This window comes from Stenotrophomonas maltophilia (genome assembly GCF_001676385.1).
In the GTDB taxonomy this organism is placed as follows: domain Bacteria; phylum Pseudomonadota; class Gammaproteobacteria; order Xanthomonadales; family Xanthomonadaceae; genus Stenotrophomonas; species Stenotrophomonas maltophilia_J.
Genome location: NZ_LYVJ01000007.1, coordinates 58,411 through 73,528, shown reverse-complemented (window position 1 = coordinate 73,528; position 15,118 = coordinate 58,411). Strand labels below are relative to the sequence as shown.

Genomic DNA, 15,118 nt, shown 5'->3' with positions numbered 1-15,118 from the left:
AACGACACGTTGTAGAGCCGAGCCCACGCTCGGCTTTCGCGCGCAGCGCGGGCGTCATCGCGATGTGGTCGAGGAGCAGCCGAGCATGGCTCGGCTCTACAGGAGCGCGCGCGGCCTACGCCGGTGGCAGCACCTTGCCCGGATTTAGGATGCCGTCCGGGTCCAGCGCGGCCTTGATCGCGCGCATCGTCGCCAGCGTTTCCGGGGTAAAGGCCTGCGCCATGAAATCGCGCTTGGCCAGGCCGATGCCGTGTTCGCCCGACAACGTGCCACCCAGCGCCAGCGCCAGCTCGAAGATCCTTGGCAGCGCGGCATGCGCGCGCGTGTTCTCGTCGGCATCCTCCGGGTGGTAGAGGATGTTGACGTGCAGGTTGCCGTTGCCGGCATGGCCGAAGGTGACGATGGTCAGCGTGTAGTCGCGCGCCAATGCCTGCACCCCGGCCACCAGCTCCGGGATGCGCGACACCGGCACCACCACATCTTCGTTGATCTTGCCCGGGGCGACGCTGCGCAAGGCCGGTGACAACGCCTTGCGCGCTGCCCACAGTTGGTCGCGCGCGCGTCCTTCCATCGCCACATCCAGTTCGATCATGCCGTCGCCCTCGGCAGCGCTGGCCAGCGCCTGCAGCAGGTAGGGCAGGGTGTCGTGGTCACCATCGGCCTCGACCAGCAGCATTGCGCCGGCCTCCGGCACGTCGGCACCATTGAGCCGCAGCAGCTCCAGGCTGCGCGCATCCATGAACTCCAGCCGGGTCGGCACCACCGGCTGTGACATCAACCGGGAAACCGCGGCGGCGGCGGCATCGGCGTCGCGGTACAGCACGCGCAGCCCGGCCTGGCTGACCGGCAACGGGGTGAGCTTCAACGTGGCTTCCACGATCAGTGCCAGCGTGCCTTCGCTGCCCACCAGTAGATGGGTGAGGTCGTAGCCGGTGGCGTCCTTGGTGTAGGCGCCGCCGCAGCGGACCACTTCGCCGGTGCCGGTCACCGCCACCAGGCCCAGTACATTGTCGCGGCTGGTGCCGTACTTCACCGCGCGCGGGCCACCGGCATTGCAGGCGAGGTTGCCGCCGATGCTGCAGATGTCGGCGCTGGAAGGATCCGGTGCCCAGAACAGGCCATGCGGGGCCAGGGCCTGCTGCAGGGTTCCATTGAGCACACCCGGCTGCACGACCGCGCAACGATCACCGGCGCGGATCTCGACAATGCGGTCCATGCGGGTGAACGACAGCACGATGCTGCCCGGTTGCGGCACCGCTGCGCCGGTCGTGCCCGTACCCGCGCCGCGTGCGACAAGGGCCACCTTATGGGCGCGGCAGGCGCGCACCAGCGCCTGCACCTGGTCCACATCGCTCGGCAGCGCGACTGCGGCGGGGCGCTGGCGGCGCCATGAGTTGTCCTGCGCGTTCGCCTCCAGCGCGCTGTCATCCGTGCGCCAACCGGCTGCGCCCAGCAGCGCGGACAGTTCGGCAACCAGGGCAGCAGGCAAGGCAGTACTCATGACGGATCTCGTGGGGCCGCAGACGCGGGTTGGATCAGTTTCCAGGCGACAACGCCGGTGGCGAGCGGCAGCCATACCCAGCGCAGTTCAGACAGCAGGGTGGCCAGCCCGCGCGCGCTGAAGAACTGCGGAGCGAACGGTGAGACGCGGATCGGCCGCCACGGTGCGAAGAAGCGTTGCTCGCTCCATGGCCAGGCCAGTGCGACGCCGAGCCCCCCGGAGGTCATCGCATCCAGCAGTGGATGGCTGGCGGCGCAGACGAAGATGAACGCTGCTGCTTGCAAGGCAGGAGCCAACCTTGGTTGGCAGAGAACCGCCGACCCAGGTCGTCGGCTACCGGAGCTGTGGGGTGCCGACCAAGCTCGGCGACTGCCAAGGAACGCCAACACTGCGGCCAATGCCGCCAGCACGCCGGCAAACAGCAATGAATGGCTGGCACCGCGATGGCCGAATGCATCGGCATACGGGATGTGCAGAGCGAAGGCGAGCACGTCGGCGTCGGGCAGCATGGCCGCAACCACGCCCGCAGCCAGCAGGCCCAGCGGAATGCGGTCGCGGTCGGCCGCGCACCACAGAGCGAGCGGTACGGCGGCATGGGTGATGATCGAAGGCATCAGTCACGGTCCATGGTAGTGCCGGCCGCTGGCCGGCAAAGGGTACCCATCAGCAATCATCCAGCCGGAACGCATCACGCAGCCAGTGCAGCTGCGGTGGTTCGCCGGTTGCCTCGACCACATCGAAGCGACAGGGGGCGTTGGCCAGCGCAGGGGTGTCCTGCAGGTAAAGCTGCGCGGCATGCGCCAGGCGCCGGCATTTGCGCGCATCCACCGAAGCGGCACCGCCACCGAAGTCGGACCGCGCCCGATAGCGCACTTCCACGAACACCACCGTGCCGGCATCGTCCATCACCAGGTCCAGCTCGCCTCCGCGATACCGCACGTTGCGTGCAAGCGGCCGCAGCCCGGCCTGTTGCAGGTACTGCTCGGCGGCGGCTTCCACCGCCGAGCCACGCTGGCTGCGCTCAGCGACCACCGGCGATCGGCATCGGCCGGCCGCCATTGAAGGTCGACCAGGCGGGCTGGCGCAGGATGTTGCCGTTGCTGTCCAGGAACAGGGTGCCGGTGGCGCCGTCCAGGCCGCCTTCATTGGCCAGCTTGTCCAGGTAGGCGGTGATCTTCCAGGCATCGGCGCCGAATGCGAACAGGCGGCCGGCCGCGCCGCGGGCGCTGGGCAGGGTGCCGGCCACCTGGCTGGCCGATGGCACGCCGGATACGCTGCGCACGTTCCAGGCTTCGTTCGGGTAGACGATGCCGTCCAGCGCCACGTCCTCCTCCGACTTGCCGCTGCCAACGGTCAGCTGGGAGGTGCCGACGCGGGTTGCGCCACCGGCGCCGGCCAGTGCCAGCTGCGGCGCCAGCAGGCGGGCCTGCGGCGCACGCACGGCGAGGAAGACCGCGTCGACCTGGCCGGCATTGCGCACCTGCGCGCCAACATCGCCGACGGCATCGCCGACGTTGAACGTGGCCGCCACCTGGCCGCCTCGCTGGGTGAAGCGCTGGGCAAAGGCGGCGGCCGCGCGGCGACCGGTGTCGTCGTTGCTGCTGATCACCAGCGCACGGTTGCGCTCGCGTCCACGCAGGTACTCGGCAGCGACGATGCCGTCGTCTTCCGGCGCCAGCGAAAAGCCGGCACTGCCGGCCGGGGGGGCTCCCTTGCCACGGTTCAGGGCCAGCACCGGAACCTGCAACTGCTGGCGGCCGTATACGGCGTCCACTTCGTCACGGCCCAGCGGGCCCACCACGAAGTCGGCGCCGGAGGCGACGGCCTTGTCGTAGGCTGCGAGGGCACCGGCCGGGGTACCGGCGGTATCGAAGAAATGGATGTCCGGGCGGCGGCGGCTCTCACCGTAGTAGGCGCTGAGCAGGCCATCACGCACCGGCTGCGAGGCGGTGGCCAGGCGGCCGCTGAGCGGCAGCAGCACGGCCAGCCTGGAGGGGGGCCGATAGCCGTCGCTCATCGCCGGCGGGCGCTTGCTGGTATCGAACTGGGCTGCGCCGTCACGATCGAATGGGCGCGGCAGCGGCAGGCCGCGCGCGATCAGCGCCCGGCCCGCGAAGTTGTACAGCGGGTCGTTGGCCGGCAGGGCCGCCGCGCGGCTGCGAAGGGTGGCGTCATCGAGGGTGCCGAGCAGTCCGGCAATGGCTGCCTGGTTCTCATTGCGCGCGCTGCCAGCCAGTCCGGCATGCGCGCGGGCGCGCTCGCTGGCGGCAGCGAAGGCATCGCCGGTGCCTTGCAGGGCCTGGGCGCGGGCCAGCAGCCAGCGCGTGCGCAGGCCGACCGCGACGCTGTCGGCCGGGGTCTTCAACAGGGCCAGCGCCTGTGCCGGTTGCTTGTCGGCCAGGGCCAGCTCGGCGCTGGCCAGCTCGTAGCGCTGCTGGCTTGCGCCGGACAGCTGGCGGGCACTGAGCTGTCCCAGCAGGCTGCGTGCGCGGGCGCTGTCACCGGCCAGATGCCAGGCCCAGGCCGCGTCGGCCAGGGCATTGCTGCGCGCGCCGCCGCGCAGGGTGGCCGCCAGGCCTTCCAATTGCAGCGCGGCGTCGCGCGGCTTGCCCTGTTCGATCAGCGCCAGCGCCTGGCTCTGGGCCGGCGAATCAGGCGTGCTGGTCAGGCTGGTGGTGGCACAGCCGGCCAGCAGCATCAGCGACAACGACAGGGCGGAGATCCGTGCGGCGGGCTTGTTCATGATCGGGTCCATGCGATGAGGGCAGCGGCCTTGGCCAGGTACACGCTACGATTCTACCCTTGCCCCGTGAGTACCGCTGAAATGAGTGTTGCAACCCTGTATGTCGTCGCCACCCCGATCGGCAACCTGGCCGATCTGAGCCCGCGCGCGCAGGAGGTGCTGCGTTCGGTGGCGGCCATCTGTGCCGAAGACACCCGCCGCAGCGGCCAGTTGCTGTCCCATTTCGGCATCCAGCAGCCCCTGGTTGCCCTGCACGAACATAACGAGGACGCGCTGGCCCAGCGCCTGGTTGCGCGCCTGCAGGCCGGCGAATCCCTTGCGCTGGTCAGCGACGCTGGCACGCCGCTGGTCAGCGATCCGGGCTTCCGCCTCGTCCGCGCCGCGCGTGCGGCCGGCGTCCGGGTCAGTCCGGTTCCCGGTGCCTGTGCCGCCATCGCTGCGCTGAGTGTGGCTGGCCTGCCCAGTGACCGCTTCAGTTTCGAGGGATTCCTGCCGGCCAAGGCCAGTGGCCGGCGCGACCGCCTGCAGGCGCTGGCGGGAGAGGTGCGCACCATGGTGTTCTACGAGTCCTCGCACCGCATCGCCGAATCACTGGCCGACATGGCGGCGATCTTCGGCGGCGAGCGCCCGGCGGTACTGGCACGCGAGCTGACCAAACTGTTCGAGACCGTGCTTGATGGCGATCTGGCCGGCTTGCTGGCCAGGGTCGAGGCCGACGAGAACCAGCGCAAGGGCGAGTTCGTGGTGATGGTGCAGGGCGCCGGCGACGACGAGGAGGCGCAGCTGGCGCACGGGCGCCAGGTATACGCGAAGCTGAGCGAGCATCTGCCGCCGTCGACCGCCGCCAGGCTGGCTGCCGAGTTGACCGGCGCGCCGCGCAAGGCGTTGTACGGCAGTTGATGGATCGTGCGGACCCAGGTCCGCACCCACCAAAGCGGAATCCGCCCCACCAGAGCAGCGGAATCGGTAGATCCGTGCGATGCGTGGATGGATGAACCGGACGCCGCGATCAGCACGGCAGGAAGGACCTGCGTACGCTAGAATATGCGCTGGCGGAGCCGGCCAGACAGTCGCGTCATCCCTTCGGGGGTGCCGAGGAAAGTCCGGGCTCCACAGGGCAAGGTGCCAGGTAACGCCTGGGCGGCGCAAGCCGACGGAAAGTGCAACAGAAAGATCCGCCTACGTCTTCTTCGGAAGGCCGGCAAGGGTGAAATGGTGCGGTAAGAGCGCACCGCGAGTCTGGCAACAGACCGGCACGGCAAACCCCACCTGGAGCAAGACCAAATAGGGATCCTTTGGCGCGGCCCGCGTTGGATCCGGGTAGGTTGCTTGAGCGTTGCGGTGACGTAACGCCTAGAGGAATGACTGTCCACGACAGAACCCGGCTTATCGGCCGGCTCCGCCTCTTTTTCCGGTAAGCCGAGCATGGCTCGGCTCTACAGTAGAGCCGAGCCAAGCTCGGCTGCTCTCCGTCCAGACGCTCGGGAGGTTGTTCAGCCCGGCGTACGGTACTGCCCTGCGGAAATGAACTGCGAGAAGCGCTCGCACCACACTACAACGGTGGTGTAGTCGTCCACGTCGACGTTCGCTGGCACGTCTACCAGGAAGCGGTTGAAGGTCTTCACCTCGCCGATGCGCTGGGCCTGGGCCTTGATCTTCAGGAAGTCGGCCTTGTTGTCGACGAAATCGCGGACCAGGTACACCTTGTAATCCGGCCCCGGCCCCATCCTGCCGTCGAAGGCGACCTGGGTGGCGCTGACGCTGATCTTGCCTTCGGCCCAGTGCACTGCGTCGCTGCCCTTGAGGTCGCGGCGGAAGGTGGTGCGGTAGGCCGCATCTTTCATGGCGGCCTGCACCTGGGCGACCGGCGGATCATCGGGGGCGATCAGGATCGGCAGGAGGTAGACGCCCAGGCCGAAGCCGAGGCCGAGGGTGAGCAGGTGGGTGGCAAGCAGGATGAGGATGCGGCGCATGGGGTCTCCTTGTGGTTGCGATGGAGTGCGCGGCGCGGTGCCGGGCGCGACCACCCTGGGAGGTCGCAGGCGACATTTATAGACACAGTGCCGAATGAGAAAAGGGCACAGTGGGCGGGCTGCGATGCCGGGACCCCTGTGGCACGGGCGGATCGCGGTCGCGGCTGGAAGCTGAATGACGTTTCAGGCCCGTTGCGATGACGGCTGCCGTCGCGTGGATCGCGACAATGTGTCGCCGGCACTACCCCGCGGGCAAGGGCATCCGGCCAGCGCCCGGCATGATCGGGTCAGAAACTGACGCGGCTTTGTCCGCTGGGAAGGCCCTGCGGGCCGAAGCGGCGTTCGTGGATCTCGCCGTGGCCGTTGGCGTCGATCAGCAGCACGGTACTGGCGCGGGTGCCGTAGTCGTCGCCGCGGATGAAGGCCGAGCTGAGCCAGCGCTCGCGTTCCAGGCCGATGCGGGTATCGGGCAGGTCGCCGTCGGCCGGGCGGTGTTCGTCGGCGAGCGCCTGCCAGAGTGGGGTCAGGTCCGGGGTCAGATCTCTTTCGCCCTGCGAAAGGGATCTGACCCCACCTTCTTCCAGCCAGGCCGACAGGGCTGCCATCAGCCGGCGGGTCTTCGGCCAGGGCGCGTCCAGCGCGCCATTGGACATGCCATGCACGCCCGGGCCGAGGGTCTGCCGCTCGGCTGGATGATTGCCCAGGTACTCCAGCGTGTCGCCATCGGCCAGCAGGAGGTTGAACGGGGCATAGGCGGAGGCCACCGTCGCCAACCGCTCGATATGCACCGCAGCGGGCTCGCGGCCGCGGAGGAAATCCGCCACCAGAGCGCCCCGCGAGGGGCCGGCCTGAGTGGCCAACGGGTCGCGGACATTGGTGACCACGGCCATCCGGCCGCCGGTGTCCACGCCGGCCCAGCCGCCGCCGGAGCGCAGGTCGCGCCCGCCGATGATGGTGGCCTCTTCCTGCCAGGGGGCCAGTGCCGCTGTCGGGCGGGCGTGGAACTCATCGCGATTGCCGGCCATCACCAGCCGCCAGCGCGGATGGTGCATCCAGCCAAGAGCAAGCAGGCACATGGTGACATTGTGCACGGTTTGCGCAATCCAGTGCTCTTTTCGACCGGTTCCGTATGAATGCGCGCGTGACGTTTCACGCCCCGTCCACGCCCCTGAACTTCTGTTCAATCTCAAAAATTGAGACGGATCAGCAACTTGTGGATAAGCCTTGAACAATTCTCTAAAGGTTGTTGCAAGCCATTGATGCGGCTGGCGATTTCCCTGCTGAAAAGTTGTTGACAACCCTCCGCCCGCTGCTAAGGTGGGCATCAGAGGGAAATCCGGGTGTTTTGTGGGTTTTCGTGGTTCAATGTTTCACCGAGCGAAGGACAAGGTGCAGGCGTCGTGTTCCAGGGCGAGACGGCCATCACAGTTGACGACAAAGGGCGCATGGCGGTTCCTACCGCGTACCGCGACCTCGTCGCGCGTGCCAGCAACAACCGTCTCGTACTGACCTACAACCCGTTCGAAGCCGGCTGCCTGTGGCTGTACGCCGAGTCGGAATGGGAACGGGTCCGCGACGATGTGATGTCCAAGCCCAACACCCAGCGCGTCGTGCGCCTGTTGCAGCAGAAGCTGGTCGGCTCGGCCGCCCACCTGGAGCTGGACGGCAACGGTCGCATCAGCATCCCCGCCAGCCACCGCGGTGCGGTGGGCATTGAGAAGAAGGCGGTATTGCTCGGTATGGGCGACAAGTTCGAATTGTGGAGCGAGCAGGCGCATCGGGCCCTGATCCAGCAGACGCTGTCTGACGAGGATCTGGGTGATGGGTTGCTCGACCTGAAGTTGTGAGCCGGGGTGCCCGGATGCGCCCAGAAGCGCAGGCCGGTCACCTTCCGGTGTCGCAGTCGCCGGCGGTGCATCTGCCGGTCCTGTACACCCAGGTCCTTGAAGGCCTGAGGGTGATCGAAAACGGACGTTATCTGGATGGCACGTTCGGTCGTGGCGGTCATGCCCGTGGCGTGCTCACCCAGCTTGGTCCCGAGGGGCGCCTGCTGGTCATGGACAAGGATCCGGAAGCCATTGCCGTTGCCGAGCGCGATTTCGCGCCGGACCCGCGCGTGTCCATCTTCCGCGGCAGCTTCGCCCAGCTGCTGCAATGGGACGCGACGGCAGAGGGCCTGGATGGCGTGCTGTTCGACCTTGGCGTGTCGTCGCCGCAGCTGGACGTGGCCGAGCGTGGCTTCAGCTTCGGCAAGGACGGCCCGCTGGACATGCGCATGGACCCGGACAGTGGTGAAAGCGCCGCGCAGTGGCTCAACCGCGCCGAAGAGCGCGAGATCGCCGACGTGCTGTGGACCTACGGCGAAGAGCGCCAGAGCCGGCGCATCGCCCGCGCCATCGTGGCCCGCCGCGAGAAGCAGCCGTTCTCCCGCACCGCCGAACTGGCCGAGCTGATTGCCTCGGTAATGCCGCGTGGGAAAGACAAGATCCACCCGGCCACGCGCAGCTTCCAGGCCATCCGCATCCACATCAACCGCGAGCTGGCCGATCTGGAGGCCGGGCTCGATGCGGCAGTGGAACGGCTCAAGCCGGGCGGCCGCCTGGCAGTAATCAGCTTCCATTCGCTGGAAGACCGCATCGTCAAGCAGTACATGAACCGCCTGGCCAAGGCACCGCCGGCCAACCGGCGCCTGCCCGAGGCGGGTGCGTTCGTGCCGACGCTGCAGCTGATCGGCGGTGCCATCAAGGCCACCGACGAGGAGCTGGCGGCCAATCCGCGTGCCCGCAGCGCCGTACTGCGCGTAGCGCAGAAGCGGGAGGCCGACGCATGAGCCGGCTGCTGCTGATCATCCTGCTGGCTGCCACCGTGGCCTCGGCGATCGGTGTCGTGTTCGTGCGTCACCGCCATCGCCAGACGTTCATCGAGCTGTCGCGCGCCGAGCGCAAGCGCGATGACATCAACCTTGAGTTCGGCCGCCTGCAGCTGGAGCAGGCCACCCTGGCCGAAGCCAACCGCGTCGATCGCATCGCCCGCGAGAAGCTGGGCATGAAGTTCCCCGAAGCCGCCGACATCGTGGTGGTGCGCCCATGAGCAAGGCCGGCCGCAACCGCCCGCGCAACGCCTTCAACCTGCGCCAGCGCCTGCGCTGGGTGGCGCTGGCGCTCGGCCTGTGCTCGGTGTCGCTGGTCGGCCGTGCGGCCTACGTGCAGATCATCAACAGCGATTTCTACCAGCGGCAGGGCGAGGCCCGCTACCTGCGCGAGCTGCCGATCAAGACCTCGCGCGGCATGATCACCGATCGCAACGGCGAGCCGCTGGCGGTGTCGACGCCGGTCGCTTCGATCTGGGTCAATCCGCAGGATCTGCTGCGTGCCCCCGAGCGCATTCCCGAGTTGGCCCAGGCGGTCGGCATGTCGGTGGATGAGCTCAGCAGCCGCCTGTCGCAGAAGTCGGACAAGGAGTTCATGTACCTGCGTCGCCGGATCAATCCGGACGAAGCGGAGCGGGTGGTCGCGCTGAAGATTCCGGGCGTGGCCGCGCAGCGCGAGTTCCGCCGCTTCTACCCGCAGGGCGAGGCGATGGCGCACGTGCTGGGCTTCACCAACATCGATGACCGGGGCCAGGAAGGCCTGGAGCTCGCGTTCGACGAATGGCTGCGCGGCAAGCCGGGTGCCAAGCGGGTGATCCGCAACCGCAAGGGCGAGACCGTCGAGAGCGACCTGCTGCGCGCCGCCGAGCCGGGCAAGGACCTGACCCTCAGCATCGACCGCCGCATCCAGTACCTGGCCTTCAAGGAGCTGCGCAACGCGCTGGTGGCCAACAAGGCGGCCGGCGGCTCGATGGTGATCATGGACGTGACCACCGGCGAGATCCTGGCCATGGTCAACCTGCCGACCTACAACCCGAATTCGCTGACCGGCGCGTTGCCCGACGCGCGCCGCAACCGTGCAGTGACCGACCTGGTCGAGCCGGGTTCGACGATGAAGCCGTTGACCATCGCCACCGCGCTGCAGGCTGGCGTGGTGACCAAGGACACCATCATCGACACCAACCCGGGCTACATGTCGGTGGCCCGCTTCACCATCCGCGACGTGCCGCGCAACAACGGCGTGCTGAACGTGACCGGGGTGATCACCCGCAGTTCCAACATCGGCGCGGCCAAGATCGCCGCCAGGATGCCGGACCAGGTGTTCTACGACGGCGTGCGCCGTTTTGGCTACGGCTCGGTGCCGCACAGCGGTTTCCCGGGTGAATCCGGCGGCGTGGTGCGGCGTCCGGCCAACTGGGACGGTGCCACCAAGACCACCATGTCCTACGGTTATGGCCTGAACGTAACGCCGCTGCAGATCGCGACCGCCTATTCGGCATTGGCCAATGGCGGCAAGTTGATCGCGCCGACCTTCGTCAAGGGCCAGCGCAACGAGGCGCATCAGGTCATCGACGAGAACGTCGCCAGGCAGGTGGTGGCGATGATGGAAACGGTGGTTACCCAGGGCGGTGCCAAGCAGGCGGCGGTGCTGGGCTACCGCGTGGCCGGCAAGACCGGTACCGCGCGCAAGACCGGCCCCGGTGGTTACGAGCGCGGCCACTACAATGCGCTGTTCGCCGGTGTGGTGCCCGCCACCAATCCGCGTTTCGCCACCGTCATCGTCATCAACGACCCGCAGGCCGGCAAGTTCTACGGCGGCCTGGTATCGGCGCCGGTCTACCACAACGTGATGGAAGGCACGCTGCGCCTGATGGACGTACCGCTGGACGACCTGCAGTCGTGGCTGGCCGCGCAGCAGTCCGGCAAGGTCGGCCATTCGGCCTCGATCCTGCCGGCGCCGCCGGCCGAGGCTGCCCTGCCGGTCGATGCCGCCGCTGAATTCGATGCCGCGCTGCCCAGCGCGCACGCACAGACGCCGCCCGCTACGGGAGGCACGCAATGAGTCCTTCGATGTTGCTTTCGCAGTTGCTTCCGGACGTTGCTCTCGCAGGGCACGACCCCGTCCTGACCGGTCTGGTGCTGGACAGCCGCGCCGTGCGTCCTGGCAATGCCTTTGTCGCCATCGCCGGGTTTGGTGCGCATGGCCTGGGCTTCGTTGAACAGGCCCGTGCGGCGGGTGCCAGCGCCATCCTGTTCGAGCCGCCGGCCCCGGCCGATCTTCCGGCCCCGGCCGATGCGATCGCCGTGCCGGGCCTGCGCGCGCGCATGGGCGCGATGGCCGACCAGTTCCATGGCGCGCCGTCGCGGGCGATGGCGATGGTCGGCGTGACCGGCACCAACGGCAAGACCTCCACCGTACAGCTGCTGGTCCAGGCCTGGCACCTGCTCGGCACGTCCAGTGGCAGTATCGGCACGCTGGGCGCCGGGCTTTACGGTGCGGTCGAGCCGACCGGATTCACCACGCCGCTGGTGCTGCAGATGCATGCCCTGCTGGCGCAGCTGCGGGATGCCGGTGCGCGCGCGGTGGCGATGGAGGTCAGCTCGCATGCCCTGGACCAGGGGCGCGTGGATGCCGTGCATTACGACGTGGCGGTGTTCACCAACCTCACCCGCGATCACCTCGATTACCACGGTGACATGGCCAGCTACGGTGCGGCCAAGGCGCGGCTGTTCCATCGCCCCGGCCTGAAGGCGGCGGTGATCAATCTCGATGACGCCTTCGGCCGCCAGCTGTTCGCGGGCCTGCCGGCGGGCGTGCAGCCGATTGGCCTGAGCTCACGCGGTGCCGCCGGGGCCAGCGTGCGTGCCGAAGCACTGCAGCTGGATGGCCGCGGCATCGCGTTCGAACTGGTCATCGACGGCCAGCGCGCGGTGGTGCAGTCGCCGCTGCTGGGCCGCTTCAACGTGGACAACCTGCTGGCCGTGGCCGGCACCCTGCACGCGCAGGGCCAGCCGCTGCCGCGTATTGCCGAGGTGCTGTCGGCGCTGCAGCCGATCCGTGGCCGCATGAACCGCCTTGGCGGCGAAGGCGGCCTGCCGACGGTGGTGGTCGATTACGCGCATACCCCGGACGCGCTGGAGCAGGCGCTGGACAGCCTGCACGGTCATCTGCAGGGCACGCTGTTCTGCGTGTTCGGCTGCGGCGGCGAGCGTGACACCGGCAAGCGCCCGCAGATGGCGGCCATCGCCGAACGCCTGGCAAACCAGGTCATCGTTACCGACGACAACCCGCGTGGCGAAGATGGCGACGTGATCGTGGCCGACATCCTGGCCGGTTTCCAGAATGCCGAGGCCGTGACCGTGCAGCGCAACCGCGCGCGTGCGATCGGCCTGGCGGTGAAGCGCGCCGGTGCGGGCGACATCATCCTGATCGCCGGCAAGGGCCACGAGCCCTACCAGGAGGTCAACGGCGTGCGCCATGACTTCGACGACACCGAAGTGGCCGCTGCGGCACTGGCTGCCAAGGCCGGCGTACAGCGTGCGCAGGCCGGGGAGGGCACCGCATGAAGCGCACCCTGCTTTCGCTGATCGCGCACTGGGCCGGCGGCGAGATCCACGGCGACGACGTGGCCATCGATGCGGTCAGCAACGACACCCGCAGCCTCGGCCCGGGCAGCCTCTACGTGGCGCTGCGCGGCGAGCGCTTCGACGGCCATGATTTTGCAGCCGATGCACAGGCGCGCGGCGCCAGCGCGCTGCTGGTCGAGCGCCTGCTGCCGATCGAACTGCCGCAGGTGCTGGTGGCCGACAGCGAACTGGCGCTGGCGAAGATTGCCACCGGCATGCAGCGCGACCGCAGTACCGAGGTGTTCGCGATCACCGGCAGCAACGGCAAGACCAGCGTGAAGAGCCTGCTGCTGTCGATCCTGCAGCAGGTGTCGCAGCACGCGCACCGGGTGGTCTATGCCAACCCGGGCAATCGCAACAACGAAATCGGCCTGCCGCTGGCGGTGATCGACGCCCCCGAAGACGCCGACTACGCGGTCTACGAGATGGGCGCCGGCAAGCCGGGCGATATCGCCTACCTGACCGATATCGCCCGCCCGCGCTATGCGCTGGTCAACAACATCGCCCCCGCCCACCTCGAGCGGATGGGCAGCCTGCTCGGCGTGGCGGTCACCAAGGGCGCGATCTATGCCGCGCTGCCGGCCGACGGCGTGGCAGTGATCAACGCCGACGAGGCCTACGGCCGCTGGTTCGAACAGCACTTCGTCGGCACCCCGGCGCGTTGCCGCGTGCTGCGTTACGGCCTGGAACATACGGCCGAAGTGACCGCGCGCGATATCCGCGCCGGTGCGCAGGGCAGCCAGTTCACCCTGGTCGCCCCGACCGGCGAGGCCCGCGTGGTGCTGGGCCTGCCGGGCCGGCACAACGTCAGCAACGCGCTCGCCGCTGCCAGCCTGGCGCTGGCCGCCGGCATCGACCTGGTACTCATCGCGGCCGGCCTGGCTGATGCGCAGCCGGTGCCGGGCCGCCAGATCGCCCATCAGCTGCGCAACGGCGCGGTGCTGGTGGACGACAGCTACAACGCCAATCCTGGTTCGCTGGCTGCCGCCATTGAGGCCCTGGCCGCTGCACCGGAAGAGGGCTGGCTGGTACTGGGTGACATGCGCGAGCTGGGCCCGGATGCCGAGGCACTGCATGCGCAGGCTGGCATCCGTGCACGCGCCGCCGGGCTGAAGCGCCTGTATGCGCTGGGTCCGCTCAGCGCCGCCGCCGCCGCCGCCTTCGGCGAAGGCGGCCGTCATTTCGCCACCCATGACGCGCTGTCGCAGGCGCTGAAGGGCGAGCTGCACGCCGGCGTGCGCTGCCTGGTCAAGGGTTCCCGTGGCAGCGCCATGGACATGATTGTCAAAGCGCTGCTGGCGCAAGGAGAGGAATCCCCGCATGTTGTATGAACTGGCTCGATGGTTGCAGCAGTTGGAGAGCCTGTTCGGGCTGTTCAACTACCAGACGTTCCGCGCCATCCTTGCCGCGTTGACGGCCCTGTTCCTGTCGCTGTGGCTCGGCCCGGCGGTGATCCGCAAGCTTGCCCAGTTCAAGGGCGGCCAGCCGATCCGGAAGGATGGCCCGCAGACGCATTTCTCCAAGGCCGGTACGCCGACCATGGGCGGCTCGCTGATCCTGCTCACCGTCACCCTGTCGGTGCTGATGTGGGCGGACCTGCGCAACCGCTACGTGTGGCTGGTGCTGGCCGTGATGCTGTGCTTCGGCGCCATCGGCTGGTACGACGACTGGATCAAGATCGTCCGTCGCGACCCGAACGGCCTGAAGTCGCGCTGGAAGTACCTGCTGCAGTCGATCTTCGGCCTGGCCGCGGGCCTGTTCCTGTTCTACACCGCCGACGTGCCGGCCGCGCTGACTTCTACATCCCGATGTTCAAGTCGGTAGCGCTGCCGCTGGCCGGCGTCGGCTTCGTGGCCATCGCCTACTTCTGGATCGTCGGCTTCTCCAACGCGGTGAACCTGACCGACGGCCTGGATGGCCTGGCCATCATGCCGACCGTGCTGGTGGCCTGCGCGCTGGGTGTGTTCGCCTATGCCTCCGGCAACGTGGTGTTCGCCAACTACCTGCAGATCCCGCAGATTCCGGGCGCCGGCGAACTGGTCATCATCTGCGCGGCGATCGCCGGCGCGGGCCTGGGCTTCCTGTGGTTCAACACCTATCCGGCCATGGTCTTCATGGGCGATATCGGCGCGCTGGCGCTGGGCGCGGTGCTGGGCACCATCGCGGTGATCACCCGCCAGGAGCTGGTGCTGGTGATCATGGGCGGCGTGTTCGTGATCGAAACCCTGTCGGTGATGATCCAGGTGGCTTCGTTCAAGCTGACCGGCAAGCGCGTGTTCCGCATGGCGCCGATCCACCATCACTTCGAACTGAAGGGCTGGCCCGAGCCGCGCGTGATCGTGCGCTTCTGGATCATCTCCGTCGTGCTCGTGCTGATCGGCCTGGCCACGTTGAAGGTGCGCTGA

At 68.3% G+C, this 15,118-nt stretch carries 13 protein-coding genes, 1 other RNA gene and 1 pseudogene; 9 read left to right on the top strand and 6 right to left on the bottom strand.

The window, feature by feature from the left end:
• Positions 1-115: 115 nt before the first annotated feature.
• Genes A9K58_RS10385 through A9K58_RS10370 form a run of 4 tightly spaced genes read right to left on the bottom strand, consistent with a single transcriptional unit; the run spans position 116 to position 4,244 of the window.
• Entirely contained in the window at positions 116-1,501 is a 1,386-nt protein-coding gene (locus tag A9K58_RS10385; protein WP_065199295.1) for an FAD-binding oxidoreductase, read from the bottom strand.
• Positions 1,498-2,115 (bottom strand): metal-dependent hydrolase, encoded by a 618-nt coding sequence (locus tag A9K58_RS10380; protein ID WP_065199294.1) that lies wholly within the window; start codon positions 2,113-2,115, stop codon positions 1,498-1,500. The genes A9K58_RS10385 and A9K58_RS10380 overlap by 4 nt, the downstream gene beginning before the upstream one ends.
• Before the next feature lie 49 nt (positions 2,116-2,164).
• Positions 2,165-2,533, bottom strand: a complete 369-nt coding sequence (locus A9K58_RS10375) for a YraN family protein (RefSeq protein ID WP_196769186.1) — start codon at positions 2,531-2,533, stop codon at positions 2,165-2,167.
• The gene (locus A9K58_RS10370; protein WP_065199444.1) at positions 2,523-4,244 is read right to left on the bottom strand and encodes a penicillin-binding protein activator; all 1,722 of its coding nucleotides are present in this window, start codon (positions 4,242-4,244) and stop codon (positions 2,523-2,525) included. The genes A9K58_RS10375 and A9K58_RS10370 overlap by 11 nt, the downstream gene beginning before the upstream one ends.
• A gap of 81 nt (positions 4,245-4,325) precedes the next feature.
• Between A9K58_RS10370 and rsmI the strand changes: the two genes are divergently transcribed.
• Together rsmI and rnpB are read left to right on the top strand one after the other, a co-directional pair.
• Positions 4,326-5,144 carry a 16S rRNA (cytidine(1402)-2'-O)-methyltransferase gene (gene rsmI, locus A9K58_RS10365; RefSeq protein WP_065199292.1) on the top strand — a complete coding sequence of 273 codons (819 nt, stop codon included), beginning with the start codon at positions 4,326-4,328 and terminating at the stop codon, positions 5,142-5,144.
• A 154-nt stretch (positions 5,145-5,298) separates the two neighbouring features.
• Positions 5,299-5,649, top strand: an RNA gene (gene rnpB, locus A9K58_RS10360) — RNase P RNA component class A.
• Between the two features lie 88 nt (positions 5,650-5,737).
• On the opposite strand, the gene A9K58_RS10355 is transcribed toward rnpB, so the two are convergent.
• Both A9K58_RS10355 and A9K58_RS10350 read right to left on the bottom strand, forming a co-directional pair.
• Positions 5,738-6,217, bottom strand: coding sequence for a DM13 domain-containing protein (locus A9K58_RS10355; RefSeq protein ID WP_065199291.1), 480 nt, complete (start codon positions 6,215-6,217; stop codon positions 5,738-5,740).
• Positions 6,218-6,504: 287 nt separating this feature from the next.
• Positions 6,505-7,293: an NRDE family protein gene (locus A9K58_RS10350; protein ID WP_065199290.1), complete on the bottom strand. Its 789-nt coding sequence runs from the start codon at positions 7,291-7,293 to the stop codon at positions 6,505-6,507.
• 324 nt (positions 7,294-7,617) lie between these two features.
• Between A9K58_RS10350 and mraZ the strand changes: the two genes are divergently transcribed.
• The 7 genes and pseudogenes from mraZ (at position 7,618) to mraY (ending at position 15,118) form a co-directional block, all read left to right on the top strand.
• Positions 7,618-8,064, top strand: coding sequence for a division/cell wall cluster transcriptional repressor MraZ (gene mraZ, locus A9K58_RS10345; RefSeq protein WP_004143635.1), 447 nt, complete (start codon positions 7,618-7,620; stop codon positions 8,062-8,064).
• Between the two features lie 14 nt (positions 8,065-8,078).
• A complete protein-coding gene (gene rsmH / locus A9K58_RS10340) occupies positions 8,079-9,047 on the top strand; it encodes a 16S rRNA (cytosine(1402)-N(4))-methyltransferase RsmH (protein WP_065199289.1) in 969 nt (322 codons plus the stop codon).
• Positions 9,044-9,307 (top strand): cell division protein FtsL, encoded by a 264-nt coding sequence (gene ftsL, locus A9K58_RS10335; RefSeq protein WP_065199288.1) that lies wholly within the window; start codon positions 9,044-9,046, stop codon positions 9,305-9,307. The genes rsmH and ftsL overlap by 4 nt, the downstream gene beginning before the upstream one ends.
• Positions 9,304-11,148, top strand: a complete 1,845-nt coding sequence (locus tag A9K58_RS10330; protein WP_065199287.1) for a peptidoglycan D,D-transpeptidase FtsI family protein — start codon at positions 9,304-9,306, stop codon at positions 11,146-11,148. The genes ftsL and A9K58_RS10330 overlap by 4 nt, the downstream gene beginning before the upstream one ends.
• Positions 11,145-12,653 (top strand): UDP-N-acetylmuramoyl-L-alanyl-D-glutamate--2,6-diaminopimelate ligase, encoded by a 1,509-nt coding sequence (locus A9K58_RS10325; protein ID WP_065199286.1) that lies wholly within the window; start codon positions 11,145-11,147, stop codon positions 12,651-12,653. Before A9K58_RS10330 ends, A9K58_RS10325 begins: the two co-directional genes overlap by 4 nt.
• A complete protein-coding gene (locus A9K58_RS10320) occupies positions 12,650-14,044 on the top strand; it encodes a UDP-N-acetylmuramoyl-tripeptide--D-alanyl-D-alanine ligase (RefSeq protein WP_065199285.1) in 1,395 nt (464 codons plus the stop codon). The genes A9K58_RS10325 and A9K58_RS10320 overlap by 4 nt, the downstream gene beginning before the upstream one ends.
• Positions 14,034-15,118, top strand: a pseudogene (mraY, locus tag A9K58_RS10315) (phospho-N-acetylmuramoyl-pentapeptide-transferase). The gene A9K58_RS10320 and the pseudogene mraY overlap by 11 nt, the downstream one beginning before the upstream one ends.